The organism is Mesorhizobium sp. CO1-1-8 (assembly GCF_020164875.1).
Classification (GTDB): Bacteria; Pseudomonadota; Alphaproteobacteria; order Rhizobiales; family Rhizobiaceae; genus Mesorhizobium.
In genome coordinates this window covers 123,385-141,676 of sequence record NZ_JAIUGZ010000013.1, presented here as the reverse complement: position 1 = coordinate 141,676, position 18,292 = coordinate 123,385, and the positions used below count along the sequence as shown (strand labels likewise).

Below are 18,292 nucleotides of genomic sequence, written 5' to 3'. Positions count from 1 at the left end.
AATATCCGGCAGGCCCCGACGGCCGGCGTTCGCCCCCTCAAACAACGCGCTCCAAATGATGCAGCAGGATCGCGACCTGACTGCACCCAGCGCCCCGGACAAATCGAAGCGCCTTCGCTCACGCCGTCTTCTGCGTCACCAGCCCCAGTTCCTCCACCATCGCCTCGCGCATCAAAAACTTCTGCGGCTTGCCGGTCACCGTCATCGGCAATTCGGTGCGGAAGCGTATGTGGCGGGGGATCTTGTAATGGGCGATCTGGCCGGCGCAGAAGTTCTTGACCTCCTGCTCGGTGGCGATCTGGCCGGGCTTGAGCACGATCCAGGCGCACAGCTCCTCGCCATATTTGGCGTCGGGAATGCCGAACACCTGCACCTCTTTGACCTTTGGATGGCGGTAGAGGAATTCCTCGACCTCCCTGGGATAGACGTTCTCGCCACCGCGGATGACCATGTCCTTGACCCGGCCGACGATGTTGCAATAGCCCTCGGCGTCGATGGTGGCGAGGTCGCCGGTGTGCATCCAGCCGTCGCTGTCGATCGCCTCGCGGGTCTTGTCGTCGTCGTCCCAGTAACCCTTCATCACCGAATAGCCGCGCGTGCAAAGCTCACCCGGTACGCCGACCGCAACGGTAGCGCCATCGGCATCGACCGCCTTGACCTCGACATGGGGGTGGATGCGCCCGACGGTCGAGACCCGCTTTTCCAGCGGATCGTCGACGCCGCTCTGGAACGAGACCGGGCTGGTCTCGGTCATGCCGTAGGCGATGGTCACCTGTTCCATATGCATCAGCGACACCACCTTCTTCATCACCTCGATCGGGCATGGCGAACCGGCCATGATTCCGGTGCGCAGGCTGGAGAGATCGAAGGCGGGAAAATCCGGATGATCCAGCAAGGCGACGAACATGGTCGGCACGCCATAGAGCCCGGTGCAGCGTTCCTGAGCCACCGCCTTCAGCGTGGCGCCGGCGTCGAACCCCTCGCCGGGGAAAACCATGGTGGCGCCTTTCGAGACGCAGCCCATCGTGCCCATCGACATGCCGAAGCAGTGGTAGAGCGGCACCGGGATGCACAGCCGGTCGTCGACGGTCAGCTTGATCGCCGACGTGACGAAATTGCCGTTGTTGACGATGTTGCTGTGGGTCAGCGTCGCGCCCTTGGGGGCTCCGGTGGTGCCTGAGGTGAACTGGATGTTGATGGCCTCGCCCGGCTTCAGCTTCTCCGAGATGCGGTCGAGGCTGTCATGCTCGTCACGCCCGGCCATGGCCAGCACATCACCGAAATTGAACATGCCGGGCGAGTTCTCATCACCCATGCGGATGACGATCTTCAACGCCGGCAGTTTTTGCGCCTTGAGCTTGCCCGGCGTGGCCTTGGCGATCTCGGGTGCCAACGTCTCGATCATGCCGAGATAGTCGGACGTCTTGAACTTGGCAGCGGTGACCAGCGCCTTGCAGCCGACCTTGTTCAGCGCATAGTCGAGCTCGGTCAACCGATAGGCCGGGTTGATGTTGACCAGGATCAGGCCGATGCGGGCGGTGGCGAACTGCGTCACCAGCCATTCCCAGCGGTTGGGCGACCAGATGCCGACGCGATCGCCCTTTGCCAACCCCAGTGCCAGGAAGCCGGCGGCCAGCGCGTCCACCGTGTCCGACAGTTCGCTCCAGGTGAAGCGCTTGTCCTGGTCGACGAAGACAGCGGCGTCGAGTGTGCCGTATTTGCTGACGGTGTCGGAAAACAGCGCGGGAATGGTCTTGTCGAGCAGCGGCACGCTGCGTTCGCCAGAGACATGCGCCCTGTTGTCGACGGGTGCGACGAAGACACCGCCAGCACGCGCGCCGCGTCCGCGCAGATTGGTGGCGTTCTTCAGCTCGTCGAGATTGACCGGCATCGCTCTCTCCTCCCGGGACTAAAGCGCGTCGCGCTGAAACGGAATCATGCGACGTTGTTTTTATGCATGTCGTTCTCCCAAAACCGAGATCACTTTTGGGCGACATGCATTAGCCGAGCCTATCAGCCTGCCGGGGTGGAGGAAATCCCGCCGATGGTCGAGGCAGGGCAACGATCCGGTCAACGGTGCTTCGAAGCTTCGCGTTAGCTGACGAAGCGTCAAAACGCAAAAACCCGCCTGGGCGGCGGGTCACTGGCGCAAATCAGCACCATGGGCAGAAATGTAGCATAGCTGCCCTCACGGGTCAAGAAAAAATTCCTATCACATGAAAACCTCGGCGCAAACGCTACCGACACCGCTGGGCCGCCGTCAGGGTTTTTAAGCTGGGTTCGGGGCTCTAAGGGTAGTGGGCCCCGCCGCTATCCGGCCGCAGCCGCCATGTTCGCGGCAATGTCGCGCAACAGCGCCTCATCCGCCGCCGCCCGTGTCTTCTTCGACGCCACCAGACAGGCCTGCGAACGCAGGACGAGGCCATCGCCCAGCACCTTGAGATGATTGGCGCGCAGCGTCGAGCCGGTGGTTGTGATGTCGACGATGACATCGGCCAGACCGGCCGCCGGCGCGCCTTCGGTAGCCCCTAGGCTCTCGACGATGCGATAGACCTGGATGCCGTGCTTCTGCGAGAAGAATTGCTGGGTCAGCCGCCAGTATTTGGTGGCGATACGCAGCCGCCGGCCATGGCGCTGGCGAAAATCGGCGGCGACGTCGTCGAGATCGGCCATGGTGTCGACGTCGAGCCAGATGTCCGGCACAGCCACCACGACATCGGCATTGCCGAAGCCGAGACGAGCGACGATTTCGGCGCGGCTCTCCCAGTCGGCGAGGTTTTCACGCACCAGGTCCTCGCCGGTGATGCCGAGATCGACGGCTCCATGGCCGATCTCGCCCGATATTTCGGAAGCCGACAGGAACACCACCTCGACATCGTCCAGGCCCCCGACGCGGGCGTGGTACTTGCGCTCGTCGTCGGGCAGGCTGACGGCGAGGCCGGCTTTGGCCAGCACGTCCAGCGCCTGTTCTTTCAGGCGGCCTTTGGACGGGATCGCCAGCGTGATCATGGGGCCGTCTCCCGCAATGCCTCGATGCGATCGAGCCAGACCGAAAAGCCGACGCCGGGGATAGGCGTCTTCGCGCCAAGCAGGGTCAGCAGCCGGTCATAGCGGCCGCCGCCGACCAGCGGCCGGTCGCCATTGTCGGCCGCGATTTCGAAAACAAGACCGGTGTAGTAGTCGAGCGGGCGGCCGAAAGCGGCGTCGTAGCGGATTTTTTCGGCCGGCAAGCCATGCGCTTCGATCGCCTTGGCGCGGGCAGCGAACTTTTCCAGCGCCACATCGAGCGACAGCCCGGCGCCGGTGGCGAAGGTCTCCAGTGCCTGGGCCGCACGATCAAGCGGCACGTCGATCGCCAGAAAATCCTTCAGCGCGGAAAAAGCCTCGCTCGACAGCCGAACGCTGCGCAATTCGGCCTTCTCGATCAGCCGCCGGGCAATGTCGGACGGCGCGCGTCCGGCGGACGCCGACAGGCCCGCCTCTTCCATGCCGGTCGCGATATGGGCGGAAAGACCGTCCAGATCACCGTCTAGCACAAGGGCCGCGACCGGGCCGGAGAGCTGGCTGTTGCGCGGCGGGTTGGCGAGATCGGCGAGAGCCGCCTCAAGCATCGGCGCCGAGCCGAACGCACGGGCAAGGCGCATGCGCCAGCCGCGCGGCAGCCCGAGGGCCGCCAGCACCGCCTCGAAAATCGTCTGGTCGCCGAGCGTGATCGCCAATGCCTGGCCGGGCAGCACCAGCGACAGCAACGCATGCGCATCGGCCACCGAGCGGGCATCGGCCTCGGCGGTGTCGCGGTCGCCGAGATCCTCGATGCCGGCCTGGAAGAACTCGTTGCCGCCCTCGCGGCGCTGGCGAAACACCTCGCCCAGATAGGAATAACGGCGCGGCGTGCCGGCCTGCGAGCTTATGTGGTCGAGGCAGACGGGAATGGTGAATTCCGGCCGCAGGCATAGCGTCTGGCCGGTCTCGCTTTCGGTCAGGAAGATGCGGCGGCGCAAATCCTCGCCGGCCATGTCGAGGAAGGGGTCGGCAGGCTGCAGTATGGCGACCTCGACGGCGTGCGTGTTGCATGCCGCGAAGAGGTTGGTGATGTCGGCCGATATGGCGGGGTAGCGGGAGGTCATTGGATAGATGGGCGCGAGGCACCCCCCTCTGGCCTGCCGGCCTTGCGGGGGAGATGGCCGGCAGGCCAGAGGGGGGTGTTCAAGCGCCACCTTTCCCGCGATCCGCCGCTTGCGCCGCCAGGATCTTCTTCACCTCGGCGACCAGCTCGCCCTCCGCCACCGTCACCTGCGCCGGGCGCGCGGCGCGCCATTCGGCGTTGTCGGCGATCTCGGCCGACATGCGCGCGCCCTCGATCAGGTCCTTGATCTGCAGCTCACCCTTGGCGCGCTCGTCGCCGCCCTGGATGATGGCGACCGGGCAGCCGCGGCGGTCGGCATATTTGAGCTGCGCCTTCATACCCGCGCCGCCGAGATACATTTCGGAGCGGATGCCGGCGGCGCGCAGCTCCGCCACCATCTTCTGGTAGCGGCCGAGGCTGTCGGTGTCCTTGTCCATCACCAGCACGACGACCGGCGCGATCACGTCCGAGGCGTCGAGTTTGCCGAGGTTCTTCAGCGCGGTCATCAGCCTGGAAACGCCTATGGAAAAACCGGTTGCCGGCACCGGCTCGCCGCGAAAGCGCGAAACCAGACCATCATAGCGACCGCCGCCGCCGACCGAGCCGAAGCGGACAATCTGGCCGTCCTCGTTGGGGATCTCGGCCAGCAGTTCGGCCTCGAAGACCGGGCCAGTGTAGTATTCGAGGCCGCGGACGACGGAGGGGTCTATGCGGACGCGATCGGGACCATAGCCTGCAGCAAGAACGAGCCGTTTGATTTGAGCTAACTCTGCTGTACCTTCGGCAAAGGCCGTGTTGCCGGTGCGGCCAAACAGCTGATTGAAGGGAAAGCGAGGATCCGGCGTGAAAGCTGCCCCATCCCCGTACGCTTCGCCATCTCCGGCCTTCCCTTCAATTGCGACAGTGGCGTGCACGATGGCAAGGACCAAATCAACCTCAGCCTCATCCAGCCCCGCGCCCTTGGTGAAATCGCCGCTCTCGTCCAGACGGCCTTTGCCCAGGAGGTTGCGCACGCCGTCTGCGCCGATTTTGTCGAGCTTGTCGATCGCGCGCAGTACCGTCAGCCGGCGGCCGGCATTCTCCTCGCCGCCGAGGCCGATCGCTTCCAATACGCCGTCCAGCACCTTGCGGTTGTTGACGCGGATGACGTAGTCGCCGCGCTTGATGCCGAGCGCTTCCATGACGTCGGCCATCATCATGGCCATTTCAGCGTCGGCAGCGACGCCCGGCGTGCCGATCGTATCGGCATCGAACTGCATGAACTGGCGGAAGCGGCCGGGGCCTGGCTTCTCGTTGCGGAACACCCAGCCGGAGCGATAGCTGCGGTAAGGTTTGGGCAGGCGCTCGTAATTCTCGGCGACAAAGCGAGCCGTCGGCGCGGTCAAATCATAGCGCAGTGACAGCCACTGGTCGTCGTCATCCTGGAAGGAGAACACGCCTTCGTTCGGCCGGTCCTGGTCGGGTAGGAATTTTCCGAGCGCGTCGGTGTATTCGATCAGCGGCTGGTCGGCCGGTTCGAAACCGTAAAGCTCATAGACCGAGCGGATCGTCGCCATCATCTTCTCGACGGCGCGGATGTCCTCGGCGCTGCGGTCGGCAAAACCGCGCGGCAGTCGCGCTTTCGTCTTTTCCGATTTATCGGCCATGGGGTGTTTGCTCGGTGTTTTGTGGTGCTTGAAGGTCCGCAATGTTGCGATTTTCGCAACGCGGGTGTCCTAACCGAAGAGGCTGGATGCGGCAAGGGTCAGCCCTCTGGCCTCTCCTGATAGGAGAACGCGAAACCGAAATCCTTGAAACAAAACCGCGCCGAAAATGAAACAATCCCGCCACCAGTGCGGCATCGTGCCGACACAATCGCAGCCGATAAGGCCGGGCAAATGAGGGCTCGGGGCCATGGTCAGCACAGCAAGATTTCACGCTATTGATGGCGAAGCCGGCGAAATGCCCGCACGCTTGCGCCCGGCCGACATTCACGCTCCGAAAATGGTCAGCCAGTCTGCCGGCCCGTTCGAAGTACCCGCCGACACCGGCAAGGGGACTTCGATGCGCGACGCGTTGATGACCGGCCTGCTGGTGATCTATCCGACCGTGGCCACGGTGGTGGCGATCGTCGCCGGCCTGGTGCTGGCCGGCGCCAACGGCACCTGAGCCTATTCCGGCCGCCTAAAAGCCTTCCGCTCCTTCTCGACCTCTTTGCGGCAGACGCAGCCTTCGAGGTGATCGTTGACCAGGCCCATGGCCTGCATGAAGGCGTAGACCGTGGTCGGGCCGACAAAGCTCCAGCCGCGCTTCTTCAGCTCCTTCGAAATCCGCACCGAGACGGCCGTTGTCGGGTTGGCGCGCAGATGGGCGAGGTCGACGATTTGCGGCCGCTCGTCCTTACCGGGTTCGAACTTCCAGAACCAGGCGGCCAGTGAGCCGAATTCGTCGGCCATTTCGCGGGCCCGCTTGGCGTTGTTGATGGTCGAGACGATCTTGCCGCGATGGCGGATGACGCCGGCATTGCCGAGCAGTCGCTCGACATCCTTGTCGGTGAAGGCGGCGACCTTGTCGAATTCGAAATCGGCAAAGGCTTCGCGAAAATTCTCCCGCTTGCGCAAAATGGTCAGCCACGACAGGCCCGACTGAAAGCCTTCCAGGCAGATCTTTTCGAACAGCCTGCGGTCGTCGGCCACAGGCCGGCCCCATTCATGATCGTGGTAGTGCAGATAGTCGGGCAGATTGCCGTGCCAGAAGCAGCGCGCGACACCGTCGGGACCGGCGAGCAGGCCGGTGTTTTCCTTGTCCATAACCAAAATCCGTTCGTTAACGCGCTTTTGCGCGGCATTTACTGCGGCTTTACCAGATTCCTGAACCCGGCGGTAACCACACCGAAAGGTTTACCGACAGTTCTGCGTTTTACGCATTCCGATTCATGTTTCGGTTGCTGCTTGCGCGCCAATGATCGCCGAACCGGGAGGACCTTTCCACCCGTCTTGTATCAGACGATCAAGGTGCGCTACGATGAAGACAGTGTTGTTCCCCGTGCTCGGCGCCGTGGCTGTGTTGGCCGCCGGCGTCACACCCTCAGCCGCCGGCGATCGATATGCCGACAGGCCGCCGGTGATGGTGAGCCCCGACCTTTCCGCACCCTGGGTGCTGCAGCTTGGCCATGCGCCCGGCGTCGTGCGCCAGAACCGCCAGATGGTTCAGCAGCAGCGGCGCCTGCGCCCGGCGCAGCCCGACCGGGTGCAGACGGCGGCGGTGCAGCCGCCAGCCAAGCGCATGGTCGCGCGTCCTCAGATCAATCCGATCTACCTGCCGCAGGAAGTCGATTATGACGGAGGCCAGAAGCCGGGCACGATCGTCATCGACACCACGCAGAATTTCCTCTTCCTGGTCGAGAAGAACGGCAAGGCAAGGCGCTATGGCGTCGGCACCGGCAAGCCGGGCTTCGAATGGTCGGGTACGCACAAGATCACCAACAAGCGCGAGTGGCCGGACTGGCGCCCGCCGGCGCAGATGATCAAGCGTGAAGCCGCCAAGGGCCGCTATCTGCCGACCTATCTTGCGGGCGGCATGGAGAACCCGCTTGGTGCCCGCGCGCTCTATCTCGGCACGACCGAGTACCGCATCCACGGCACCAATCAGCCGTGGACGATCGGCGGCGCGGTGTCATCGGGCTGTATCCGCATGCGCAACGAGGACGTCGTCGACCTCTATGAACGGGTCAATGTCGGAACCACGGTTGAGGTGATATAGTAGGTCTTGCGAATCACTTGGCCTGCAAAGCAGTCCGCTTTTCGAGGCCAGTTTAGGGACAACGGGGGACGGGCCGTATGGGGATGCGGCCGGTCAGGAAGGGCAGCACGGGAAACCGCGCTGCCCTTTCCGTTTCTGAGCAGAAATCGGGCTGATAGCGAGGCAAGACGTCGCCTGAACGTCGCGCCAGGGGCATAGCGGTTCGCTTTCATGCTGCCCCTTGCCGCATTCTTTTGCTATCTGGGTGCCAAGTTCCACAAAAGAGTTCACCCATGCCCCTGTCCGAAGACAGCCGTTACCTCAAGGGCGGCCCGGTAGCCCAGCGCATCATCGCCGCCGTGCGCGAGGACGCAGCGATCGCCAAAGCCGAGGGTTTTCCGCCCAAGCTGATCTCGATCACCGTCGGCGACACCGACGCGGTGGATGTTTATGTGCGCAACCAGCGCGCCAAGGCACAACTCGCCGGTATCGATTTCGAGGAGCGGCGCTTTCCCGCCACCATCACGTCAGGCGAGTTGGAAGCGGCGATCCACGGCCTGAATGCCGATCCGCGCGTCACCGGCATCATCATCCAGCGGCCGGTCCCAGCGCATATCCCGATCAGGACGCTGCAGGCGGCGGTGCATCCGCTCAAGGATGTCGAAGGCATGCATCCGGCCTCGATCGGCAACATCGTCTACAACCAGCTCGACCTCGCGCCTTGTACGGCGGCCGCCTCAGTCGAGATGCTCAAGGAAACCGGGCTCGACCTCAAGGGACTGGAAGTCGTCATCGTCGGCCACTCGGAAATCGTCGGCAAGCCGATCGCCTTCCTGCTGATGAGCGAAGGCGCGACGGTGACGGTCTGCCACCACATGACGCGATCGGTTGCCGCACATGCGCGGCGCGCCGACGCGCTGTTCGTCGCCGTCGGCAAGCCCAGGCTGATCAAGGCCGACATGGTCAAGCCGGGCGCTGCCGTCATCGACATCGGCATCAATTCCGAAATCGGGCCTGACGGCTCAAGCCGCATCGTCGGCGACGTCGACACCGAAAGCGTGCGCGAGGTCGCCTCGTGGATCACCCCCGTGCCGGGCGGCGTCGGCCCGATCACGGTCGCCATCCTGCTGCGCAACACGATGGTGGCGCTCAGCCGCCAGCGTGCGCTTTACGAGGCGACCTACGGTACGGCCGACAGGCTTGCGGCGGAGTAGCTACAACGGGCGCCCTATTCCGCGGCGATCGGGCTCTCTTCCAGAACACCTTCCGGCTTCGGCCCGCCATACGCCCAGTCGAGCAGTTTTATCGTGTGCACCACCGGCAGCTTCGCGGCGGAAGCGATCTGCGTGATGCAGCCGATGTTGCCTGTGGCAACGATCGAAGCCCCCGTCGCCTCGATGTTTTTCACCTTGCGATCGCGCAGCTTGGCCGAAATCTCGGGCTGCAGGATGTTGTAGGTGCCGGCGGAGCCGCAGCAGAGATGTCCCTCACGCGGCTCGCGCACGATGAACCCGGCCTTGGCCAGCAGCTCCTTTGGCTGGCGAGTGATCTTCTGGCCGTGCTGCATCGAGCAGGCCGAGTGATAGGCGACGACAGTGCTCGGCTTGCGAACCGGTTCGGGCAGGTCGAGCTCAGTCAGATATTCGGTGATGTCCTTGGCCAGCGCCGAAACGCGCCCGGCCTTGTCGGCATAGGCCGGGTCGAGCCGCAGCATGAAACCGTAGTCCTTGATCGTCGTGCCGCAGCCGGAGGCGGTGATGACGATGGCATCGAGCCGCCCCTGGTCGATCGCGCGCGTCCAGGCATCGACATTCTGCCTTGCCGAGGCAAGCGCGGCTGCCTCACGGCCCATATGGTGGACCAGCGCGCCGCAGCAGCCCTCGCCCGGCGGCACCACGACCTCGACGCCGAGCCGCTTCAGCAGCGAAATCGTCGCCTCGTTGATGGCGGGATCAAGCACGGACTGCGCGCAGCCGGTGAGGATGGCGATGCGACCTCTTTTGGTTCCTTGCCCGGCATGGATGCCTGGCGAAGCCATCGGCGAAGCTGCCGGGATCGACGCCGGCGCGAGCTTGAGCATGGCGCCAAGCGGTTTCAGCGCCGGGACCTTTTCGAACAGGCCCATAAACGGTTTGCCCACCTTTGCCAGCCTGAGTGCCGCGCGAAAACGTGCGGGATAGGGCAGCACGAAGGCCAGCAGGGCGCGGGTCAGGCGGTCGAGCAGCGGCCTCTTGTAGGTTTCCTGGATATGGGCGCGGGCATGGTCGACCAGATGCATGTAGTTGACGCCCGACGGGCAGGTGGTCATGCAGGCAAGGCACGACAGGCAGCGATCGATATGGGTGACGATCTCCTTGTCAGCGGGACGGCCGTTCTCCAGCATGTCCTTGATCAGGTAGATGCGCCCGCGCGGTGAATCGAGCTCGTTGCCGAGTGTCACATAGGTCGGGCATGTCGCGGTGCAGAAGCCGCAATGCACGCATTTGCGCAGGATCTTTTCCGATTCCGCGACATGCGGATCGGCAAGCTGGGCAAGCGAAAAATTGGTCTGCATCGCTAATGTCCTAGGCCATGCGGCCGGGATTGAGGATGTGCTTCGGGTCGAATTGCTGTTTCAGGCGCGCCGCTAATGCGGCAAGTGCGGGCGGCTGCGGCTCGAACACCGGCACAGCGGCGCGATGCGAGGGTGCGGCGCGCACCAGCGTCGCATGGCCGCCGCCATGTTTCCTCAACAGGCCACGCAGCAGGGCGGCTTCCGGGTCGCCCTCTTCCATACGCAACCACACCAGCCCGCCCTGCCAGTCGTAAAAGGCGCTGACGGCGGCTTGCATGCGCAGCGTCAGGACCATCTGGTGGCACTGTCCCGGCGTCATCGAGACACGCCACACCGGTTTCTCGCTATTGTCGGCGAAGGGCCTGCAATCGCGCACATCGCGCCAGATCAGCGATGAAGCCTCGCCGGCAATCTCCTGCAGCGGCCCGGCATTGCCCAGCAGCGCTTTCAGCGCGGCGATACGGTAGGCGACGGACGGGCCGAAGCCTTCGACACGCAGCAGCGTGGCGGCCTCACTGCCGAGACTGCCGCTGGCGACGCGTGCGGCGATCCGCTCCGGCAGGTGGGCGGCACTCGACACTTCAGCACTCGAGCCAAGCGCCAGGGCCATGGCTGCGGCGGCGGCATCGTCGAGCAAACCTCGGATTGCGAGCGTGACTTCGGTCTCGGCGGCCGGCAGCACCTTGAAGGTGACGTCGGTGAATACGGCCAGCGTGCCCCAGCTGTTGGCCATCAGCTTGGACATGTCATAGCCGGTGACGTTCTTGACCACGCGGCCGCCCGACTTGAAGGCCTCGCCACGACCGGACACCACATTGATGCCCAGGACATGATCGCGTGCGGCCCCTGCCTTGAGCCGGCGCGGACCGGAGAGGTTCGCGGCGAGAACACCGCCGATCGTGCCTTTGCCCGGTTCGCCGCCGAGCAGTGGGCCGAAGTCCATCGGCTCGAAGGCGAGTTGCTGGCCGTTTTCCGCCAGCAGCTTTTCGATCTCGGCCAGCGGTGTGCCTGCCTTGGCCGACAGCACCAGTTCAGCCGGTTCGTAGAGCGTGACGCCTGAAAGCTTCGACAGGTCGAGCGTGTGTTCGGTTTGCAGCGGCCGGCCGATGCCACGCTTGGACCCATGGCCGAGGATTTCCAGCGGCGACTCTTCGGCAACGGCCCAGGCGACGCTGGACAGGACTTCGGCTGAAGTGGTTGGCGTGAAAGTGGTCATGAGGAGAACGCGCCAGTCGCGAGTACCGAGATGCCGCGATCCTTCGCACCCCCCTCTGTCCTGCCGGACATCTCCCCCGCAAGGGGGGAGATCAACTTGTCATCGCGGCTTTCGCCAATTCCACTGGTTGAAGGAAAAGCACCAACATTGCGGCCAGCCAATCTCCCCCCTTGCGGGGGAGATGTCCGGTAGGACAGAGGGGGGTGTTCAAGCGCCGACATGTCCCTCAAAACCTCGGAATGTCCGGAAACGGCAGCTTGCCGCCGGAAATGTGCATGCGGCCGAGTTCGGCGCATCGCCGCAGCTGCGGGAACACTTTTCCTGGATTGAGCAGATGGTTGGGATCGAAGGCGCATTTGACCCGCATCTGCTGGTCGAGATCGATCTGGGTGAACATTTCCGGCATCAGGTCGCGTTTTTCCACGCCCACACCGTGTTCGCCGGTCAAGACGCCGCCGACCTTGACGCAAAGCCGCAATATGTCGGCGCCGAAGCTTTCGGCCTTGTCGAGTTCGCCCGGTACGTTGGCATCGTAGAGGATCAGCGGATGCAGATTGCCGTCGCCGGCATGAAAGACATTGGCGACGCCGAGACCGTATTTTTCCGACAGCTCGCGCATGCCGGCGAGCACGCGCGGCAGCTCCTTGCGCGGGATGGTGCCGTCCATGCAGTAGTAATCGGGCGAGATGCGGCCGACGGCCGGGAACGCCGCCTTGCGGCCGGCCCAGAAGCTCAGCCGTTCCTGTTCGGACTGCGAAATGCGGCAGGTGGTCGAGCCGTTCTTGTAGGCGATCGCCTCCACCAGACCGATCAGATGATCGACTTCGACGCCGGGGCCGTCGAGCTCGACGATCAGCAGCGCCTCGACATCGAGGGGATAGCCGGCATGGACGAAATCTTCCGCCGCGTGGATCGCCGGCCGGTCCATCATTTCCATGCCGCCCGGGATGATGCCGGCGCCGATGATGTCGGCAACGCACTGGCCGCCCTGCTCGCTGGTCGGGAAGCCGATCAGCAGTGCACGTGCCGTCTCCGGCTTCTTCAGGATGCGCACGGTTACCTCGGTGACGACGCCGAGCAGCCCTTCGGAGCCGGTCATGACGCCGAGCAGGTCGTAGCCTTCCGCATCGAGGTGACTGCCGCCCAGCCGCACCACCTCGCCATTCATCAGCACCATCTCGATGCCGAGCACATTGTTGGCTGTGAGGCCGTATTTCAGGCAGTGCACGCCGCCGGAATTCTCCGCGACATTGCCGCCGATCGAGCAGGCGATCTGGGAGGATGGATCGGGGGCATAGTAAAAGCCCTCCTGCTCGACGGCGGTGGTGATGCCGAGATTGGTGACGCCCGGCTGGGCAACGACGACGCGATTGGGAAAATCGATCCTGAGGATACGGTTGAAGCGGCTCATCACCAAAAGCACCGCGTCCTCGAGCGGCAGCGCGCCGCCCGACAGCGAGGTGCCGGAGCCGCGCGGCACGACGCGGATGTTGCGGTCGTTGCAGTATTTCAGCACGCGCGAAACCTGCGCCACCGTTTGCGGCAGCACGACAACCAGCGGCAGCTGCCGATAAGCGGTCAGGCCGTCGCTCTCGAAGGCGCGCATGGAATTGGCGGCATCGACGACGCCCTCACCCGGCACGATGATGCGCATGTCGGCGACGATCTCGTCGCGCCGGCGCATCGTGGCGTCGTCTGGTTTCGGCATGGCCAGGCCGGACATCAGCAGCCTCATTTCGCTTGACTGGTCAAAATCTTTTACCAGTGAAGTGCGTTGGGTGCAAATGCTGCCTTGGTGGGAAATCCAGCCGCACGGACGAGACAGGCTTCCGCAGCGGCAATCTGCCGCTGCCTTACCCTCCCCCTTGTGGGGAGGGTCGCGAACGAAGTGAGCGGGGTGGGGGTCAGCGCAGCGCTCTACGAGGACCCTCTATTCGCCGGGCGGCTTGCCGGGTTCGGAGTGCATCCGGCGCACGCGGCGTACGCCCCACCAGACCAGCAGGATGGCGACAGGCACCGAAGCAGCGGTAATGATCTCCGGCGCGAAGGCATGGCCGAAGATCGAGGCACCCTTGGCGACATAGCCGACAAGGCCGACAACATAATAGGAGACGGCGGCGACCGAGAGCCCCTCGACGGTCTGCTGCAGGCGCAGTTGCAGGCGGGCGCGGTTGTTCATCGAGGCAAGCAGGTCGCGGTTCTGCTTCTCGACCTCGACATCGACCCAGGTGCGCAGCAGCGTCGTGGCGCGGGTCAGTTTTCGCGATAGATTTTCCTGCCGCTCCTCGACCGAGCGGCAGGTGCGCATTGCGGGTGCCACACGGCGCTGCAGGAACCCGCGCCATGTGTCATAGCCGGGCACAGGCTCTTCCTCGAGCGCCTCCAGCCGTTCGCCGACGATGCCGTCATAGGCGCGGCTGGCGCCGAAACGGTAAAGGCTCGACGCCGCGTCCGCCTCCAGCTCCGCCGCAAGTTCGGTCAGATCGGCCAGCAAGGTCTGGCTGTCGCGAGTCTCGGCGACCTTCATCTCCAGCGTGGTCTGCGCCAGCCGGTCCTCGATACGGCGGGCGCGACCGGACAAGGTCAACGCCAGCGGCAGGCCGAGCATGGCCAGCGTCCGATAGGTTTCGATGTCAATAAGCCGCTGCGACAACGCGCCGGTGCGCGCCGGGGTCAAGCCGCGATCGAGCACCAGCATGCGCGTCAGGCCATCGCCATCCTGGCGAAAATCGGTGACGATGGCGGCGTTTCCGCGCTCGACCAGCGAGTAGCACAGGCTGGTCGGATCGAAACCGGCTATCAGTTGCTCGCTCGCTTGCGTCCATTTGCGGATCTCGAGCCTGATGCCGGAGATACAGGTTCCCGGCGGGGAAAACCCGTTGCCGAAAGGTGAGTCCTCCTGCGTCCTGCCGCTTTCGGAAAGAGGCCCTTCCCACAAATAGGTCGAGAATTCGGTGTGCCGCTCCCAGCGCAGCGAGCCCTTGCCCCATTTCATGGCATGGTGGCGGGCCTGGCGGTCGGGCGCGGCGATGCCGAGGCGCCGCGACAGTTCGGAAAGCACCGCGTGGTCGACGCCGGAGCCACCCTCCGTCATGAAGGCGAGCTGCATCAGGACGCGTGGCTTTTCGATCAGCGGATGCGGCCGGGCATGAACCTCGCCGAGTGCGCCGGGCCGGCCCTCATGCGCGGGAAAGCCCATGACGCTGCCCTTGGCGCGCGGCTGGAATTCGAGATCGGACGGGTCGTCTGACACGGCTTGTTCCCCGGGTTTCCTTGAACCCTCTTGCACTCGCGTCCGTCTAGTGCCAATGGCCGAAAGACGCAAACAGCAAAGTTAGCCGAAGATGGCGGCATCGGGCGGAAAACGGCCCGCTTTTGTCAATTGGATAAATAATTTGACCAGTTGGCGAGGCAGGCTCTATTCTGCGACACCGGTTCACCTTCCAGGCATTCTGTTGAGCGACATTTTTTCCAGGATCGAGCATTCGCGCACCGCCGACGAGGTGGTGCAGCAGATCGAGAGCCTCATCCTCGAAGGCGTGCTGCGCACCGGCGACCGGCTGCCGGGCGAGCGCGAGCTTGCACGCCAGTTCGACGTATCCCGGCCGATCCTGCGTGATGCCCTGAAGGCGCTGGAAGGACGCGGCCTTTTGACGACAAGGCCCGGCGGCGGCACGCATGTCGCCGATGTCATCGGCCAGCTCTTCACCAAACCGGTGACGGACCTGATCTCGATGCACCGCAAGGCAGTGACCGATTATCTGGAATACCGCCGCGAGATCGAAGGGGTCGCGGCTGAATACGCGGCACGGCGCGCCACTCCGGAAGACATGGCGCTGCTCGACAAGATCATGGCCCGCATGGACGATGCGCACCGGACCGGCGACTTCGACCATGAAGCCGAGATCGATGTCGAGTTCCACCACGCGATCTGCGAATGCGCGCACAACATCATCCTTTTGCACACGCTGCGCTCCTGTTATCGGCTGTTGTCTGAGGGCGTGTTCCAGAACCGGCTGCTGGTGTTCACCGTGCCCGGCGCGCGCGACGCCCTGCTCGCGCAGCACCGGGCGATCCATGCGGCGGTGAAGGCCGGCGACCCGGCCACCGCCCGCCAAGCGGCGATGGACCATATCACCTATGTCGAACGGTCGATGGCGGAGGCCGAGCGCAGCGGCGACTGGCAGCGCGTCTCGCGACTGAGGTTGAAACAGCGCGTTGACGCCACCGATACAGAACCTGCACGCAAACGCTCCTAGCTATCGAAACGGGAAGCCCATGAGCCAGATCCTGACCATCGCCGACCTCAAGGACCTCGCACGCCGGCGCGTGCCGAAGATGTTCTTCGACTATGCCGATTCCGGTTCGTGGACCGAAGGCACGTATCGGGCCAACGAAGAGGATTTCCAGAAGATCAAGTTCCGCCAGCGCGTCCTCGTCGACATGGACAACCGTTCGCTGGCATCGACGATGATCGGCGAAAACGTGTCGATGCCGGTGGCATTGGCGCCAACCGGCATGACCGGCATGCAGCACGCCAATGGCGAGATGCTGGCGGCGCAGGCGGCGGAGGAATTCGGGGTGCCGTTTACCTTGTCGACGATGAGCATCTGCTCGATCGAGGATGTCGCCTCGGTAACCACGAAGCCGTTCTGGTTTCAGCTCTATGTGCTGCGTGACAAGGATTTCGTGCTCAACCTGATCGACAGGGCAAAGGCGGCCAAGTGCTCGGCGCTCGTGCTGACGCTCGACCTGCAGATTCTCGGTCAGCGCCACAAGGACATCCGCAACGGGCTTTCGGCGCCGCCCAAGCTGACGCTGACGAACATCGTCGACATGGCCATCCGCCCGCGCTGGTGCGCCGCCATGGCCGGCACGAAGCGGCGGACCTTCCGCAACATTGTCGGCCACGCCAAGGGCGTCGGCAACATGGCCTCGCTGGCATCGTGGACGACGGAGCAGTTCGACCCGCATCTGTCGTGGAAGGACGTCGCCTGGATAAAGGAGCGCTGGGGCGGCAAGCTGATCCTGAAGGGCATTCTCGACAAGGAGGACGCGCTGATGGCGGCCAAGACCGGCGCCGACGCGATCATCGTTTCCAACCATGGCGGGCGCCAGCTCGATGGTGCGTCGTCGTCGATCGGTGTGCTGGAAGAGATTGCCGACGCGGTCGGCGACACGATCGAAGTGCATATGGATGGCGGCATCCGCTCCGGCCAGGATGTGCTGAAGGCGCTTTGCCTCGGTGCCAAGGGAACCTATATCGGCCGGCCATTTCTTTACGGCCTGGGTGCGCTTGGCAAGGAAGGGGTTACCAAGGCGTTGGAAATCATCCGCAAGGAGATGGACATCACGCTGGCGCTGTGCGGAAAGCGTCTTGTCACCGACATGGGCAAGGACCAGCTCCGGCGCTAAGTCCCGTGACCGCCTGACCAGGGAGGCACCAAAAAATTGGCAGAACCCGGCATCCATTTTCTCGATGCGCATGGGCCGGAAGGTGTGCGTCTTTACGCGATCGGCGACGTCCACGGCCGGCTCGACCTGCTGGCCGCCATGCATCGGCGCATCAGGGCCGAGATCGAGCAGGAGGCGCCTGCCGACTGGCGCGTCATCCATCTTGGCGACTATGTCGACCGCGGGCCGGACTCAAAGGGCGTCATCGATTTCCTGATCGAAGCGCGAGAGCGCGACCCTCGCCACCTGATGCTGGCCGGCAACCACGACATCGGCTTTCTCGATTTTCTCAAGATCCCTGACCCGGAAGGGCTTTTCATCCGGTTCGGCGGCATCCAGACGGCACAGTCTTACGGCGTGGCGATCAGTGAAGGCACAAGCGTGTGGTTCGGCAAGGCCGAATCGGCCGTGCGCAAAGGACATCAGGCCCTGGTCGAGGCCGTGCCGCAAAGCCACATCGACTTCCTGCGATCGCTGCCGTTCTCCGTGACTTTCGGGGACTTCTTGTTCTGCCATGCTGGCATCAGGCCGGGCACTCCCCTGGAGAAGCAAAACCCGCAGGACCTGATCTGGATCCGCGACGTCTTCCACAACCACCCCGACCTCTATCCGAAGATCGTGGTGCACGGCCACACGCCAGTGCCCGAGGCGGAAGTGATGGCCAACCGCGTCAATGTCGACACGCTTGCCTGGCAATCAGGCATGCTGAGCGCGCTCGTGGTCGACGGCGCGGACAAACGCATCCTGACAATGACGATCAAGGAAGCTTGAGCGTCGCGCGTCGGAGGACGCGAAAGACGCTTCCCGCTTTAGCGCAGCGAGGCGGTGACGCCGTAACCGTCGACGGCGTTGTGGTTGTTGGCTGCGTCGGCGGCATAGATGCCGAGACCGCACAGCACGATGGCGGACAACATGGCAAAGGACAGAAGCGCTGCTTTCACGGAGGTCATCTCTTGTTGAGCTTTCTGCATCTGTGCACCAGGCGGTTACCAATGCGTTGAAACGGAGAATTCGCTTCAAAGTTTCGACGATTTTGCGCTTCTAGGCATGTTCTGTATCAACGGTGTGTCGCGCGGGTCACACAAAAGGTTCATAGCCGTTGCATGGAAGATGCAGAGCGCGAGCCTTCTAGGATGGCGGGCGGACACAAGCCAAGAATGAAACGGTTTTTCCCAGGCGGTTTCACCGCCGCGTGCCAATTATGTCACGCTGAAGGACACGG

The 18,292-nt window shown here is 63.9% G+C and carries 16 protein-coding genes; 6 read left to right on the top strand and 10 right to left on the bottom strand.

Annotated features, from left to right (window positions below; genetic code table 11):
• Nucleotides 1-118: 118 nt before the first annotated feature.
• The 4 genes from LB558_RS24135 to hisS all read right to left on the bottom strand — a co-directional run bounded on the left by LB558_RS24135 (nt 119) and on the right by hisS (nt 5,772).
• Nucleotides 119-1,891 (bottom strand): AMP-binding protein, encoded by a 1,773-nt coding sequence (locus LB558_RS24135; protein WP_224699841.1) that lies wholly within the window; start codon nt 1,889-1,891, stop codon nt 119-121.
• Between the two features lie 419 nt (nt 1,892-2,310).
• Complete coding sequence (gene hisG, locus LB558_RS24130; RefSeq protein ID WP_224699840.1) at nt 2,311-3,009, bottom strand: ATP phosphoribosyltransferase; 699 nt, start codon at nt 3,007-3,009, stop codon at nt 2,311-2,313.
• On the bottom strand, nt 3,006-4,127 hold the full coding sequence (locus LB558_RS24125) for an ATP phosphoribosyltransferase regulatory subunit (protein ID WP_224699839.1): 1,122 nt from the start codon (nt 4,125-4,127) through the stop codon (nt 3,006-3,008). Before LB558_RS24125 ends, hisG begins: the two co-directional genes overlap by 4 nt.
• Before the next feature lie 79 nt (nt 4,128-4,206).
• Nucleotides 4,207-5,772, bottom strand: a complete 1,566-nt coding sequence (hisS, locus tag LB558_RS24120; RefSeq protein ID WP_224699838.1) for a histidine--tRNA ligase — start codon at nt 5,770-5,772, stop codon at nt 4,207-4,209.
• 247 nt (nt 5,773-6,019) lie between these two features.
• Here hisS and LB558_RS24115 point away from each other — a divergent pair, with 247 nt between their 5' ends.
• Nucleotides 6,020-6,274: a hypothetical protein gene (locus LB558_RS24115; RefSeq protein ID WP_224699837.1), complete on the top strand. Its 255-nt coding sequence runs from the start codon at nt 6,020-6,022 to the stop codon at nt 6,272-6,274.
• A gap of 2 nt (nt 6,275-6,276) precedes the next feature.
• On the opposite strand, the gene LB558_RS24110 is transcribed toward LB558_RS24115, so the two are convergent.
• Entirely contained in the window at nt 6,277-6,915 is a 639-nt protein-coding gene (locus LB558_RS24110) for a DNA-3-methyladenine glycosylase I (protein WP_224699836.1), read from the bottom strand.
• Nucleotides 6,916-7,129: 214 nt separating this feature from the next.
• Between LB558_RS24110 and LB558_RS24105 the strand changes: the two genes are divergently transcribed.
• Nucleotides 7,130-7,867, top strand: a complete 738-nt coding sequence (locus LB558_RS24105) for a L,D-transpeptidase (protein WP_224699835.1) — start codon at nt 7,130-7,132, stop codon at nt 7,865-7,867.
• A 272-nt stretch (nt 7,868-8,139) separates the two neighbouring features.
• Nucleotides 8,140-9,060 (top strand): bifunctional 5,10-methylenetetrahydrofolate dehydrogenase/5,10-methenyltetrahydrofolate cyclohydrolase, encoded by a 921-nt coding sequence (locus LB558_RS24100; protein WP_224699834.1) that lies wholly within the window; start codon nt 8,140-8,142, stop codon nt 9,058-9,060.
• A gap of 14 nt (nt 9,061-9,074) precedes the next feature.
• Here the strand turns inward: LB558_RS24100 and glcF are convergent, their stop codons facing one another.
• The 4 genes from glcF to LB558_RS24080 form a co-directional block, all read right to left on the bottom strand.
• A complete protein-coding gene (gene glcF / locus LB558_RS24095) occupies nt 9,075-10,400 on the bottom strand; it encodes a glycolate oxidase subunit GlcF (RefSeq protein ID WP_224699833.1) in 1,326 nt (441 codons plus the stop codon).
• Between the two features lie 10 nt (nt 10,401-10,410).
• Nucleotides 10,411-11,616 carry a glycolate oxidase subunit GlcE gene (glcE, locus tag LB558_RS24090; RefSeq protein ID WP_224699832.1) on the bottom strand — a complete coding sequence of 402 codons (1,206 nt, stop codon included), beginning with the start codon at nt 11,614-11,616 and terminating at the stop codon, nt 10,411-10,413.
• Between the two features lie 226 nt (nt 11,617-11,842).
• Nucleotides 11,843-13,339 carry an FAD-linked oxidase C-terminal domain-containing protein gene (locus LB558_RS24085; protein WP_224699831.1) on the bottom strand — a complete coding sequence of 499 codons (1,497 nt, stop codon included), beginning with the start codon at nt 13,337-13,339 and terminating at the stop codon, nt 11,843-11,845.
• Between the two features lie 207 nt (nt 13,340-13,546).
• Entirely contained in the window at nt 13,547-14,869 is a 1,323-nt protein-coding gene (locus tag LB558_RS24080; RefSeq protein WP_224699830.1) for a DUF3422 family protein, read from the bottom strand.
• Between the two features lie 202 nt (nt 14,870-15,071).
• Between LB558_RS24080 and LB558_RS24075 the strand changes: the two genes are divergently transcribed.
• The 3 genes from LB558_RS24075 to LB558_RS24065 are packed head-to-tail and all read left to right on the top strand — an operon-like array spanning nt 15,072 to nt 17,841.
• Entirely contained in the window at nt 15,072-15,875 is an 804-nt protein-coding gene (locus tag LB558_RS24075; RefSeq protein ID WP_224699829.1) for an FCD domain-containing protein, read from the top strand.
• Between the two features lie 19 nt (nt 15,876-15,894).
• Entirely contained in the window at nt 15,895-17,031 is a 1,137-nt protein-coding gene (locus tag LB558_RS24070) for an alpha-hydroxy acid oxidase (protein ID WP_224699828.1), read from the top strand.
• 36 nt (nt 17,032-17,067) lie between these two features.
• Nucleotides 17,068-17,841: a metallophosphoesterase gene (locus LB558_RS24065; RefSeq protein WP_224699827.1), complete on the top strand. Its 774-nt coding sequence runs from the start codon at nt 17,068-17,070 to the stop codon at nt 17,839-17,841.
• Between the two features lie 38 nt (nt 17,842-17,879).
• On the opposite strand, the gene LB558_RS32960 is transcribed toward LB558_RS24065, so the two are convergent.
• Nucleotides 17,880-18,011 (bottom strand): hypothetical protein, encoded by a 132-nt coding sequence (locus tag LB558_RS32960; protein WP_013893872.1) that lies wholly within the window; start codon nt 18,009-18,011, stop codon nt 17,880-17,882.
• Between the last annotated feature and the right edge of the window lie 281 nt (nt 18,012-18,292).